The sequence below is a fragment of the Lactobacillus sp. UMNPBX16 genome (assembly GCF_002553775.1).
Classification (GTDB): domain Bacteria; phylum Bacillota; class Bacilli; order Lactobacillales; family Lactobacillaceae; genus Lactobacillus; species Lactobacillus crispatus.
Genome location: NZ_PCYU01000004.1, coordinates 1 through 12,076 on the forward strand (window position 1 = coordinate 1; position 12,076 = coordinate 12,076).

The 12,076-nt window shown below is 38.5% G+C and carries 7 protein-coding genes and 27 tRNA genes; all 34 read left to right on the plus strand.

The window, feature by feature from the left end:
- Positions 1 to 25: 25 nt before the first annotated feature.
- The 34 genes from CP367_RS00785 (at position 26) to smpB (ending at position 11,836) form a co-directional block, all read left to right on the plus strand.
- Positions 26 to 98 (plus strand) — tRNA-Val (locus tag CP367_RS00785).
- A gap of 4 nt (positions 99 to 102) precedes the next feature.
- Positions 103 to 175 (plus strand) — tRNA-Lys (locus CP367_RS00790).
- A 13-nt stretch (positions 176 to 188) separates the two neighbouring features.
- Positions 189 to 270, plus strand: a tRNA-Leu gene (locus CP367_RS00795).
- A gap of 24 nt (positions 271 to 294) precedes the next feature.
- A tRNA-Thr gene (locus tag CP367_RS00800) sits at positions 295 to 367 on the plus strand.
- A 10-nt stretch (positions 368 to 377) separates the two neighbouring features.
- A tRNA-Gly gene (locus CP367_RS00805) sits at positions 378 to 449 on the plus strand.
- An 11-nt stretch (positions 450 to 460) separates the two neighbouring features.
- Positions 461 to 546, plus strand: a tRNA-Leu gene (locus CP367_RS00810).
- A gap of 8 nt (positions 547 to 554) precedes the next feature.
- A tRNA-Arg gene (locus tag CP367_RS00815) sits at positions 555 to 628 on the plus strand.
- Positions 629 to 633: 5 nt separating this feature from the next.
- Positions 634 to 707 (plus strand) — tRNA-Pro (locus CP367_RS00820).
- A gap of 30 nt (positions 708 to 737) precedes the next feature.
- Positions 738 to 811: transfer RNA gene (locus tag CP367_RS00825), tRNA-Met, on the plus strand.
- A gap of 13 nt (positions 812 to 824) precedes the next feature.
- Positions 825 to 898: transfer RNA gene (locus tag CP367_RS00830), tRNA-Ile, on the plus strand.
- 23 nt (positions 899 to 921) lie between these two features.
- Positions 922 to 995, plus strand: a tRNA-Met gene (locus CP367_RS00835).
- A 3-nt stretch (positions 996 to 998) separates the two neighbouring features.
- Positions 999 to 1,072: transfer RNA gene (locus tag CP367_RS00840), tRNA-Asp, on the plus strand.
- Between the two features lie 6 nt (positions 1,073 to 1,078).
- A tRNA-Phe gene (locus tag CP367_RS00845) sits at positions 1,079 to 1,151 on the plus strand.
- 18 nt (positions 1,152 to 1,169) lie between these two features.
- Positions 1,170 to 1,240: transfer RNA gene (locus tag CP367_RS00850), tRNA-Gly, on the plus strand.
- 6 nt (positions 1,241 to 1,246) lie between these two features.
- Positions 1,247 to 1,321, plus strand: a tRNA-Ile gene (locus CP367_RS00855).
- A gap of 2 nt (positions 1,322 to 1,323) precedes the next feature.
- Positions 1,324 to 1,413: transfer RNA gene (locus tag CP367_RS00860), tRNA-Ser, on the plus strand.
- A 756-nt stretch (positions 1,414 to 2,169) separates the two neighbouring features.
- Positions 2,170 to 2,241, plus strand: a tRNA-Glu gene (locus tag CP367_RS00865).
- A gap of 33 nt (positions 2,242 to 2,274) precedes the next feature.
- Positions 2,275 to 2,361, plus strand: a tRNA-Ser gene (locus tag CP367_RS00870).
- An 11-nt stretch (positions 2,362 to 2,372) separates the two neighbouring features.
- Positions 2,373 to 2,446 (plus strand) — tRNA-Met (locus CP367_RS00875).
- Between the two features lie 3 nt (positions 2,447 to 2,449).
- Positions 2,450 to 2,523: transfer RNA gene (locus tag CP367_RS00880), tRNA-Asp, on the plus strand.
- Positions 2,524 to 2,529: 6 nt separating this feature from the next.
- Positions 2,530 to 2,602 (plus strand) — tRNA-Phe (locus tag CP367_RS00885).
- A gap of 6 nt (positions 2,603 to 2,608) precedes the next feature.
- A tRNA-Tyr gene (locus tag CP367_RS00890) sits at positions 2,609 to 2,690 on the plus strand.
- A gap of 4 nt (positions 2,691 to 2,694) precedes the next feature.
- A tRNA-Trp gene (locus tag CP367_RS00895) sits at positions 2,695 to 2,765 on the plus strand.
- A gap of 12 nt (positions 2,766 to 2,777) precedes the next feature.
- Positions 2,778 to 2,850, plus strand: a tRNA-His gene (locus CP367_RS00900).
- Between the two features lie 7 nt (positions 2,851 to 2,857).
- Positions 2,858 to 2,929, plus strand: a tRNA-Gln gene (locus CP367_RS00905).
- Positions 2,930 to 2,952: 23 nt separating this feature from the next.
- Positions 2,953 to 3,023 (plus strand) — tRNA-Cys (locus CP367_RS00910).
- A 41-nt stretch (positions 3,024 to 3,064) separates the two neighbouring features.
- Positions 3,065 to 3,149 (plus strand) — tRNA-Leu (locus CP367_RS00915).
- Between the two features lie 120 nt (positions 3,150 to 3,269).
- Positions 3,270 to 4,448, plus strand: coding sequence for a glycosyltransferase family 4 protein (locus CP367_RS00920; protein WP_089146231.1), 1,179 nt, complete (start codon positions 3,270 to 3,272; stop codon positions 4,446 to 4,448).
- A complete protein-coding gene (locus tag CP367_RS00925) occupies positions 4,449 to 5,492 on the plus strand; it encodes a glycosyltransferase family 4 protein (protein ID WP_005721128.1) in 1,044 nt (347 codons plus the stop codon).
- On the plus strand, positions 5,492 to 6,517 hold the full coding sequence (locus tag CP367_RS00930; RefSeq protein WP_057726955.1) for a lysylphosphatidylglycerol synthase transmembrane domain-containing protein: 1,026 nt from the start codon (positions 5,492 to 5,494) through the stop codon (positions 6,515 to 6,517). Before CP367_RS00925 ends, CP367_RS00930 begins: the two co-directional genes overlap by 1 nt.
- Positions 6,518 to 6,591: 74 nt before the next feature.
- A complete protein-coding gene (locus CP367_RS00935) occupies positions 6,592 to 8,652 on the plus strand; it encodes an LTA synthase family protein (RefSeq protein WP_089146232.1) in 2,061 nt (686 codons plus the stop codon).
- A 67-nt stretch (positions 8,653 to 8,719) separates the two neighbouring features.
- Positions 8,720 to 8,953 (plus strand): preprotein translocase subunit SecG, encoded by a 234-nt coding sequence (secG, locus tag CP367_RS00940; RefSeq protein ID WP_005722499.1) that lies wholly within the window; start codon positions 8,720 to 8,722, stop codon positions 8,951 to 8,953.
- Positions 8,954 to 9,025: 72 nt separating this feature from the next.
- On the plus strand, positions 9,026 to 11,365 hold the full coding sequence (gene rnr / locus CP367_RS00945) for a ribonuclease R (protein ID WP_065990326.1): 2,340 nt from the start codon (positions 9,026 to 9,028) through the stop codon (positions 11,363 to 11,365).
- 12 nt (positions 11,366 to 11,377) lie between these two features.
- Positions 11,378 to 11,836: an SsrA-binding protein SmpB gene (gene smpB, locus CP367_RS00950; protein ID WP_005721136.1), complete on the plus strand. Its 459-nt coding sequence runs from the start codon at positions 11,378 to 11,380 to the stop codon at positions 11,834 to 11,836.
- Positions 11,837 to 12,076 lie beyond the last annotated feature (240 nt).

Below are 12,076 nucleotides of genomic sequence, written 5' to 3' on the forward strand. Positions count from 1 at the left end.
GAAAGGAAGCTGCCGTGCTCAATATGGAGGATTAGCTCAGCTGGGAGAGCATCTGCCTTACAAGCAGGAGGTCACAGGTTCGAGCCCTGTATCCTCCATATCGAGTCGTTAGCTCAGTTGGTAGAGCAACGGACTTTTAATCCGTGGGTCGAGGGTTCAAGTCCCTCACGGCTCATGACCCTATATATGCGGGTGTGGCGGAATTGGCAGACGCGCTAGATTTAGGTTCTAGTGTTTTCGGACGTGTGGGTTCAAGTCCCACCACCCGTATTGCCAACCACATATTGACAATATGCCGATTTAGCTCAGTTGGTAGAGCATCTGTCTTGTAAACAGGGGGTCGTACGTTCAAGTCGTATAATCGGCATTTATATTACGCGGAAGTAGTTCAGTGGTAGAACATCACCTTGCCATGGTGGGGGTCGCGGGTTCGAATCCCGTCTTCCGCTTTCATCAACACGCCGGAGTGGCGGAATTGGTAGACGCACGGGACTTAAAATCCCGCGGTTGGTTTCAACCGTATCGGTTCGACTCCGATCCCCGGCATTGATGATGCGCCCTTAGCGCAACTGGATAGAGTGTCTGACTACGAATCAGAAGGTTGAAGGTTCAAATCCTTCAGGGCGCATATAACGGGAAATGGCTCAGTTTGGTAGAGCACCTGGTTTGGGACCAGGGGGTCGCAGGTTCGAATCCTGTTTTCCCGATTGTAATCTAATGGTGATTGGTTACATTTTGGCGGTGTAGCTCAGCTGGCTAGAGCGTCCGGTTCATACCCGGGAGGTCGAGGGTTCGATCCCCCCCGCCGCTATAATTGTAAGCTTGGACCTTTAGCTCAGTTGGTTAGAGCAGACGGCTCATAACCGTCCTGTCGTAGGTTCGAGTCCTACAAGGTCCATAATGTGGCTTTTATATTAATATCGCGGGATGGAGCAGTCTGGTAGCTCGTCGGGCTCATAACCCGAAGGTCGTTGGTTCAAATCCAGCTCCCGCAATTTGGTCCATTGGAGCAGTGGTTTATCTCGCCTCCCTGTCACGGAGGAGATCATGGGTTCAAATCCCATATGGACCGTAAGATGGCTCGGTAGCTCAGTTGGTAGAGCAAAGGATTGAAGCTCCTTGTGTCGGCGGTTCGATTCCGTCCCGCGCCATTTCATTTTATATTAGGTGCGGGTATAGTTTAGTGGTAAAACGAAAGCCTTCCAAGCTTTAGTCGCGAGTCCGATTCTCGTTACCCGCTTTATATGGGCCTATAGCTCAGCTGGTTTAGAGCGCACGCCTGATAAGCGTGAGGTCGATGGTTCAAGTCCATTTAGGCCCATTGGAGACATACTCAAGTGGCTGAAGAGGCGCCCCTGCTAAGGGTGTAGATCGGGTTATTCCGGTGCGAGGGTTCGAATCTCTCTGTCTCCGCTATATAGAAAAGTAACTGTTCTAGATTAATTTCTAGAGCAGTTTTTTTGTGTACCGAGCGACATTCTTAGTCCGATGAAAGTGTTAGAACTAAGAGCCAGTAGCAATGATATTATGAGTATGGGACGTTTACAAAGGAGTAAATACCTGCTGAAACAGTAAGGAATTACAAATGTATCGTCTTATATGCAACCATATGTATAGTGGATGGAAGGAGATGAGTTCGTTAAGTTCTCTCTGCATTGAAAACACGTCATAAGATGTTAAAACCTTAATTTTGAGTTATTGATAAACCTAAATGCATATTATTTTGAATGACTTAATGGCAATTATTACACTTCTTTTAGGTAAAAGTCTTGGACATTGATTCAAGTCAATAATCGTGTATATAACATAGGGAGAGCCGATTGTTTTAAATTTCTTCTTGTATGATCTATATTAAAAAAATAATTTTGTGGGGGATTTCATAGTGATATAAAGAAGCAGTTTAATATGGAACAATTTATAAAGATCATTTAATTAAAGATAAGAGAAGCTGTTTTGCTCTAGCTAATTTGAAGTATTAAGATAGATATAAATGTTTTACAACAAAAAAATAAAAAAGTACTTGCATTTTGACTGAATATCTATTAATATTAAATACGTTGTGATTGAGAGATCACAATAGTAATAGCTAATTAAAAAAATAAATAAAAAGTTCTTGACTTTTGAAATGTGATTAGTTATTATAATAAAGTGCTCTTGAGTGAGTTACATGACCCGTTGGTCAAGTGGTTAAGACACGGCCCTTTCACGGCCGTAACATGGGTTCAAATCCCGTACGGGTCATTGCCACAATTTAATTTTTTGGCATTAAGCAATGGAGGATTACCCAAGTGGCTTAAGGGGACGGTTTTGAAAACCGTTAGGCGGTTCTGCCGCGCGTGGGTTCAAATCCCACATCCTCCTTAATTGAATATCGCGGGATGGAGCAGTCTGGTAGCTCGTCGGGCTCATAACCCGAAGGTCGTTGGTTCAAATCCAGCTCCCGCAATTTGGTCCATTGGAGCAGTGGTTTATCTCGCCTCCCTGTCACGGAGGAGATCATGGGTTCAAATCCCATATGGACCGTAAGATGGCTCGGTAGCTCAGTTGGTAGAGCAAAGGATTGAAGCTCCTTGTGTCGGCGGTTCGATTCCGTCCCGCGCCATCATCTGGAGGAGTAGCGAAGTGGCTAAACGCGGCGGTCTGTAAAACCGCTCTCTCTGAGTTCGGCGGTTCGAATCCACCCTCCTCCATAATAGGGATATCGTATAAAGGTAGTACATCGGTCTCCAAAACCGCTAGTGTGGGTTCAATTCCTACTATCCCTGTTTACCTTCATGGCGGAATTGGTGAAGGGGTTAACACACTGGTTTGTGGATCCAGCATGCGTGGGTTCGATTCCCACATTCCGCCCTAGTATTGGGATATAGCCAAGTGGTAAGGCATTAGACTTTGACTCTAACATGCGCTGGTTCGAATCCAGCTATCCCAATTCTAAATAATTTCATAACTTATGGCGGTGTAGCCAAGTGGTAAGGCAGAGGTCTGCAAAACCTTAATCGTCGGTTCAAATCCGACCTCCGCCTTATCAACCGAATAAGTTGATTATTTTAAAATTTAATATTATGGCGGTGTGGCGGAATTGGCAGACGCGTCAGACTCAAAATCTGGTGTCCATTACGGACGTATCGGTTCGACCCCGATCACCGCTATTATTATGAAGCGATCCAATTATTGGATTGCTTTTTTTTATTTTAAAATGTTAGCATTTTATTATATAAATTGCACATGAATACAGGAATCTTTATAATGCTACATATGGAGGTACTCAAATGAATATTGGTCTTTATACCGATACATATTTTCCCCAGATAAGTGGCGTAGCTACTTCAATTAAAACGTTAAAAGAAGCGTTGGAAAAGCAGGGACATAATGTATTTATTTTTACTACTACTGATCCGAACGTGAAAAAAGGAACTGTAGAACCGAATGTATTTCGTTTTAGCAGTATTCCTTTTGTCTCATTTACCGATCGGAGAATAGCATTTAGAGGACTATTTGAAGCAACCAAAGTAGCTAAAGAAGTCAATCTTGATATAGTTCATACTCAAACTGAATTTGCATTAGGTACTATTGGCAAATATGTAGCTCATCAATTAGATATTCCTGCTATCCACACTTACCATACGATGTATGAAGATTACTTGCACTATATTTTAAATGGGCATTTGCTTCGTCCATATCATGTTAGACAATTTGTTAAAAGCTATTTGAAAAATATGGATGGATGTATTGCTCCTAGTGGCCGAGTTGAAGAATTATTACGGCGCTATGGCGTTCAAATACCAATTAGGGTGATTCCTACTGGAGTAGATTTGCAGGGCATGAACAACGATATTCAACGTGATGTGCGGCAAGAACTTGGAATTGATCAAGATGCGCCTGTAATTTTAACCTTAAGTAGAATTGCAGCCGAAAAAAAGATTAATCATATTTTGAACGTAATGCCTGAAATTATTGATGAATTTCCTAATGTGAAATTTGTTATCGCAGGTGATGGCCCTGATGTTGATGTGTTAAAGGATCAGGTAGAGCGATTAACACTAGAGAATTACGTTATTTTTGTCGGTAATGTAGAGCATGGCGATGTTGGTAATTATTATCGAATGGCTGATCTTTTTGTTTCAGCTAGTGATACAGAAACACAGGGGTTGACTTATATTGAGGCTCTAGCTGCAGGTACGCCATGTGTGGTTTATGACACAGACTATACCGAAAACATTTTTGATCAAGATATTTTTGGGCAGACATTTACTACACAACAAGAAATGTTAGAAGAGATTATTACTTTGCTTAAGCAAGGGACGAAAAGAATCCCGCAGGAACTTTTGCAAAATAAATTACAGAAGATTTCAGCTGATCAATTTGCTAAAAATGTGTCTGATTTTTATCAGTATGCAATTGATCACTATCAAACTAAGCATGATGAGGAGACTAAAAAGAGGAACTAAATGATTAGAATTAATATGTTCTCGCAAGCTGATTCTGTTAAAGGACAGGGTGTAGGTTCAGCTTATAATGAATTGATTAAACTTCTGAGGACGCACTTAGTAGACGAATTTTATGTAACGATTAACAAATATGGCAATAGCGATTTAACGCATTATCACACGATTAATCCAACCTATTACGCAAATAGTTTTTCACCAGCACGTGGCAGGAAGATTGGCTATGTTCACTTTTTACCAGATACATTAGAAGGCTCAATTAAGTTGCCAGGCGTAGCTAAAAAAGTTTTTTATCAATATGTAATTGATTTTTATAAACGCATGGATCAAATTGTTGTAGTTAATCCAATCTTTATTGATAAGTTGGTTAACTATGGAATTGATCGGAACAAGGTTAGATATATTCCTAATTTTGTTTCAAAAACAGAATTTTATGAAGAATCATTGGCCAGCAAAAACGCATTTCGTCATGAATTAGGAATTCCACTTGATAAATTTGTTGTTTTTGGTGATGGTCAAGTACAGGAACGCAAGGGGATCGATGACTTTGTTAAGATGGCACAAGCTAATCCTGATATTCAATTTATCTGGGCAGGCGGTTTTTCGTTTGGCAAAATCACTGATGGCTATGATCATTACAAAGAAATGGTTGACAATCCACCTAAGAATATGACGTTTGCGGGAATTGTAGAGCGAGAGAAGTTAGTTAAGTATTTAAATATTGCAGACTTATTTGTTCTTCCATCATATGATGAATTGTTCCCAATGTCAGTTTTGGAAGCATTCAGTTGTGGAACACCAGTATTATTGCGTGACCTTGATCTTTATAAGGCAATTATCGATGGCTATTATCTAAGCGGGAAAGATTTTGGCGAAATGAATCAAGTATTGCAAAAAGTAGTTGCCAATCCACAAACTTTGCAGAAATACAGCGAATTATCGCGTAAGGCAAGTCAACAGTATTCAGAAGATCATTTAGCTAAAATTTGGGACGAATTTTATCATGAGCAATATGAATTAGGAAAAGAGCTAGGCCAAATACATTAATGAATAAAAAACATTTGTGGGGCATTCTGGTTGTTTTAGCAATCAGTGCCTTTGTGCTATATGCAGATTTAAAAGCTACACCGATATCGGAAATATTACGGGCAGCTCATGGCCTGAATATTTTTGCATTAATCATGGTTTTTGCTTTAATGCTTTTGTCCTATGTATGTGAAGCCGGTATCTTAGCTACTTTAGCTCATCGAAAGAAAGAGCCTAAAAGGTCAGCTTGGTCGTTTTTGCGAATTCCAATTATTCAAGCTCTATTTAATGCAATTACACCAATGTCCACGGGTGGACAACCATCACAGCTAGCCGCAATGATTCAAATGGGCATGGAAGGTGGCCGTTCCACCTCAATTTTGCTGATGAAATTTATTATTTATCAGATCGTTGTTTTGTTTGCCTATGTATTTACAATTATTTTTGGCTTTCACATGGTAATGACTAAGTTCGCTGGTTTAGCAATTTTTATTGCAATTGGCTTTTTGATTCATGTTAGTTCAATTATCTTTTTGCTGGCAATTATGTTTGCTTATCGTTTTACTAAAAAGGCAACTAATTGGTTAATGGACTTGTTGGCAAAAATGATGAAAAAGGAACGAGTTGAGAAGTGGCGTAAGGCTACTTTAGAAAAGATTGATACTTTTTATGCAGAGAGTCAGAAACTAAAAAAAGAAAAGAAGAAATTATTTGTTGCCTCGCTTTTAACAGTATTGCAGCTACTTTTCTTTTACTCCATTCCATTTATGGTATTAACAGCGCTAAATGTACCTTGTTCTTGGTATCAAGTTACGCAAATGAATATAATGATTATCATGTTTATGGCGATCATTCCTATTCCAGGTGCGTCAGGAGGGGCAGAATATAGTTTCCAAACGTTATTCTCCACCTTCATTTCTTCACATGGTGCGTTAATTTTGGCTATGTTTATTTGGCGCTTTTCAACATATTTTTTCGGTATGCTTCTCGGCATCTTAGGCTGGATTTTTAAGCCGAAAAAAATAAAAAGCACAAAAAATGATTAATTTTTATTAAAACAACGGTGTCTTACTAAATTTCGTAGTAAGATAAATTACCGTAATGAGAGGAGCAGAAGCGCGTGGAACACACTAAATCTTTTTTTAGGTGGCTGACACAGACTAAGTTAGGCTTTTTTACGATTGTTTTAGTCTTGTTTTGGCTTAAAACTTATTTTATCTATTTAACTAAGTTTAATTTAGGAGCAGTTGGTCCAATGCAGCAATTTTTATTGCTGATTAATCCGATTCCTTCAGGGATGCTTTTGCTGGGAATTGGGCTATTTTTTAAAGGACGTAAATCCTATTGGATTATTTTAGTTATCGATTTTTTGCTAACACTGTGGTTATTTGCCAATATTTTATATTATCGTGAATTTTCAAACTTTTTGTCATTTTCAATTATTAAGACATCCGGCTCGACTTCCGATAATTTGGGTAAAAGTATTGCAGGAATTACACTAGCTAGCGATTTTTTAGCTTTTGCTGATATTGCTGTAATTATCGTGTTATTGGCGACCAAAGTAATTAAGATGGATGTTCGTCCACTGAAGCTAAAAGTTAATTTGTTAATTGAGGCTTTGGCTGTCAGCTTAATGGGACTGAATTTATTGATGGCCCAAAATGATCGTTCTGGACTTTTGACGAGAACTTTTGATAATAATTACATCGTCAAATATCTGGGAATCAATGAATATGCTATTTATGATGGCTATAAGACAGCACAAACTAGTGCACAGATGGCCAAAGCTAATGTTTCTGATTTGAAGTCTGTTAGAAACTATTTAAAAGAAAATTACGTTAAACCTAATCCCGCTTACACCGGCGTGGCTAAAGGAAAAAATGTGTTAATCATCCATTTGGAAAGTTTTCAACAATTTCTGATTGGCTACAAATGGAAAGGTAAAGAGGTAACGCCAAATCTGAATAAGATTTATCATCAAAAAGACACCATTAGTTTTGATAATTTCTTTAATCAAGTAGGACAAGGCAAGACTTCTGATGCCGAAATGATGCTTGAAAATTCTTTATACGGACTACAATCAGGTAGTGCAATGTCTACGTATGGTACTTCTAATACTTTTGAAAGTGCTCCAGCCATTTTGCATCAACAAGCTGGTTATACTACTGCTGTAATGCATGGTGGTGCTGGCTCCTTCTGGAATAGAAATAATGCTTATAAGTCATTTGGCTACCAATACTTTATGCCACTGTCTTTCTATCAGAACAAACCAAGCTACTATATCGGATATGGCTTAAAAGATAAAATTTTCTTTGATCAGTCAATCAAGTACATTGAGCGTTTACCACAACCATTTTATTTAAAGATGATTACTGTAACGAACCACTATCCGTATAATATCGATAAAAAGAATCAGACGATTGATAAAACGAATACTGGGGATGAAACAGTTGATGGTTATGTGCAGACCGCGCATTATTTAGACCAAGCAATTGGTGAATTTATGCGTTGGATGAAGAAGACGGGCCTAGATAAGAAGACACTAGTAGTATTTTATGGTGATCACTATGGGATTTCAGGTAATCACCATAAGGCTAGTGCAGAATTGCTTAAGAAAGATTCGTTTAATGACTTTGATAATTTGCAGTTCCAGCGAGTTCCTTTGATGTTCCATATGAAAGGACTAAAGGGTGGCATTAATCACACCTACGGCGGTGAAATCGATGTTTTACCAACCTTACTGAACTTGCTGGGGATCAAAGACAAAGATACGATCCAATTTGGCTATGACTTGCTAAGCAAAAATGCACCGCAAATTGTAGCACAAAGAAATGGTGACTTTATCACTCCGGAATATTCTAAGGTGGGTAGCGATTATTATGACACCAAGACGGGCGAAAGGATCAAACCTAATAAGAAATTAAAAGAAAAATTAACTGCAATTTCTAACACCGTAACTACACAGCTGTCTTTGTCAGATCGTGTAATTAATGGCAATCTGCTCCGATTCTATAAACCAAAATGGTTTACTAGAGTCAAGCCGAAGGATTACGACTATAACAAGGCGCCATCTTTAAAACGTTTGTTTGATAATCCAAGCAAAACTTCACTGTGGTATCAAAATCATCGTAAAACGACGCAAAAAGATTTCAAGACAGATGCGCCTGAACTAAAAAAATAACTGCAAAAACTAGTAATTTGTGATAAACTTGGTAAGTAAATCGTATGTGTGTATTGGAGGCAGCGCATTGTATAATTTAGTTATGACGCTACTAATCATTGTTTCAATCTTAATTGTCATTGCAACAATGATGCAGCCACAAAAACAACAAGATGCATTGAACGCCTTATCTGGCGGTGCCGTTTTTAGTGGGCAAACCAAAAAACGTGGTTTTGAAGCATTTATGGAAAAGGTAACCTCAGTTTTATTGGTACTCTTTTTCGTCTTTGCTATTATCTTAGCTTATATGTCTTCAAAATAAATTTTGTACCTCCCGATCAAAATATGATGGGGAGGCTTTTTTTATTAAATTTAAAGATCGGAGAATAACTGCATGGCACAAAACGAAAAAATTTTGGCCGGCGTTTTAGAAATTTTTCGCCATAATCCACAAAAACAATTTCGTGTAGATCAAATTGAACGTGAAGCACGTCGTGATAGATTAGGTAATTTTACTGAATTAATTAAGGCTCTTTCTTTTTTAGAGCACGATAAAAAGATTATTACAGATGGCAAAGGACAATACCAATTAGCTCAAGAAAATACTGAAGTTGAAGGTGAATTCAGAGCTAATGATAAAGGCTTTGGCTTTGTTAGATTAGATGATGAAAATGCGGACGACGTCTTTGTTGCCGCAGATTATACCAAGTATGCCGTTAATGGTGACCGAGTAAAAGTAAAGATCACTGCTGGTGGTAATCCTTGGAATGGTAAAGGACCAGAAGGTCAAGTTGAAGAGATCCTTGAACATGGTTTGGAAACGTTAGTTGGTGAATTTCATCCGCTAACTGATGAACAAAGAAAAATCAGTCATTTTATCGGCTATGCTTTGAGTAACGATAAAAAGTTGCATAAATACCGAGTTTATTTGTCTGAAAATGGCTTGATCCCTCAAATGGGCGATATGGTTAAGGTCTCAATTAAGGATTATCCAGATGAGGAAAATCCTGAGTCAATGACTGGTGCAGTAGTCAACATTATTGGTAATAAAAATGACCCTGGTGTTGACATTATGTCAATTGTGGCAGCACATGATGTAAGAACTGAATGGCCTGAAGATGCAATGGCGCAAGCTAATGCTATTCCTGATCATGTTACTGAAGAGGAAAAAAAGGGTAGAGTAGATATTACTGACCAACCTGCAGTCACTATCGATGGGGATGATTCTAAGGACTTTGACGATGCTGTAGTTTTATGGAAAAAACCTAACGGCAATTATCACCTTGGTGTTCACATTGCGGACGTTTCTCACTATGTGACAGAAAATACGCCGTTGAACGAAGAGGCATTTGCTCGTGGCAACAGTACTTACTTAGTTGATCGGGTAATTCCAATGCTGCCATTTAGACTTTCCAATGGAATTTGTTCCTTAAATGAAGGCGTAGACCGGCTTGTTTTGTCATGTGACATGGAAATTACGCCAGAAGGTAAAAGAGTAGGTTATAAAATTTATCCTTCTGTCATGCGCTCACATGGTCGAATGACCTACAACAAGGTTAACAAAACTCTTAAGGGCGAAATGAATGGTTTGGAGGATAAGTATGTTAAACTCCGACCAATGCTTGAAGAAATGGCAGATTTGCATGCTGCTTTGTATAAACAACGTCATGAACGTGGTGCTATTGACTTTGAAGAACCAGAAGCAAAGATTATTGTTGATGATCAAGGCAAGCCAACAGATATTATTTTGCATGAACGTGGTACTGCCGAAAAGATGATCGAATCATTTATGTTAATGGCTAATGAAACCGTGGCCGAAGATTTCTTCAAAAAGCATGTTCCATTCTTGTACCGTGTTCACGAAACACCAGATGCCGAAAGAATCAAGACTTTCTTTGAATTTTGTAGTGCATTTGGCTTGAATATTCATGCGGATCCAAATAACGTTAAGCCAATTGATTTACAAAAAGTAGTTTCTAAAACTACAGATACTCCAGAGGAAGCTGTAGTACAAATGATGATGCTACGTAGCTTAAAGCAAGCGCATTATTCAGAAGAAGCACTGGGACACTTTGGCTTAGCTGCAGAATACTATACTCACTTTACTTCACCAATTAGACGTTATTCTGACTTGATGGTGCACCGGATGATCCATGCATATCAAGACCAGGGGACTAATGAAGAAGTGCAAAAGCATTTTGCTAGTTACTTGCCAGATGTTGCAGAACAAACTTCAACGCAAGAAAGACGTTCAATTGATACTGAACGTGAAGTAAATGACTTGAAGATGACAGAATATATGGCCGATCAAGTGGGGCAACACTTTGACGCGGTAGTATCTTCGGTAACTAGTTTTGGGATGTTTATTCAATTACCAAATACGATTGAGGGATTAATCCATATTTCGAATTTGACTGATGATTTTTACAGTTTTAATGAAAAATCATTGACGCTAACTGGTCGAGGTACTCATAAGCAATATAAGGTAGGGATGCCAATTAAGGTAACCTTGATTAATGCTAACGTTGAACAACATCAGTTAGACTTTGAAATATATGATCCTAATGCGCCTAAGCATGAGCATAACGATCGCGGAATGAATAATCGTCGTCGTGGAAACCGTGGCTTTCGCAATAATCACGGACGCCGTGGTGGTCAGTTTAATAATCACAGCGATCATGGCCGTGGCCGAGGTAATGGAAACCGTGGAGGTCGGAGAAATTTTAAACATTAGGGATTGATCTTAATGAAAAAAGAAAAAGAAGATAATTTAATTGCACAAAATAAAAAAGCACGACACGACTATTTTATTAAGGAAACATTGGAAGCAGGAATTGCTTTAACTGGAACCGAAATTAAGTCTGTACGAGCTAGAAGAATCAACTTGCGGGATGGTTATGTGCAGATCGTCAACGGACAAGCCTGGCTAGAAAATGTTCATATTAGTGAATATAAGCAAGGCAATCGGTACAATCATGAACCACTACGTAGTCGGCGCCTTCTTTTGCATAAAAAAGAAATTGCACGTTTGGCCAAAGCACAATCAGAGCGTGGTATTGCAATTATTCCACTTAAAGTGTATTTAAAACATGGCTTTGCCAAGGTATTGATTGGTGTTGGCCAAGGTAAAAAGGAATATGACAAACGGCAAACAATTAAAGAAAGAGACCAGAAGCGCGATATTCGACGCAAGTATGGTGTCTAAAATGAGTCTGAGAAGAATCTCAGACTTTTTTTGTTGAAAAATTTAAAAAAAGTTTTTTTAATTTTCACAAAGTAATGTTCGAACAATTTGAAGAATGCAGAGAAAATCAAGTTAAATGTTTTTTAAATTATTATAGATACGAATAATAGTATTAAGATACGTTTGATATTGAAATATTCATATTAAAAATCCGAACGAAGAGCAAGACTTGCCAAAGCGAAGAAAATAAGGTAAATTAAT

Bases quoted from the DNA above. Each gene is read 5' to 3' on its own strand.
- CP367_RS00920 (WP_089146231.1), top strand. From the start codon at position 3,270: ATGAATATTGGTCTTTATACCGATACATATTTTCCCCAGATAAGTGGC.
- CP367_RS00930 (WP_057726955.1), top strand. From the start codon at position 5,492: ATGAATAAAAAACATTTGTGGGGCATTCTGGTTGTTTTAGCAATCAGT.
- CP367_RS00925 (WP_005721128.1), top strand. From the start codon at position 4,449: ATGATTAGAATTAATATGTTCTCGCAAGCTGATTCTGTTAAAGGACAG.
- smpB (WP_005721136.1), top strand. From the start codon at position 11,378: ATGAAAAAAGAAAAAGAAGATAATTTAATTGCACAAAATAAAAAAGCA.
- rnr (WP_065990326.1), top strand. From the start codon at position 9,026: ATGGCACAAAACGAAAAAATTTTGGCCGGCGTTTTAGAAATTTTTCGC.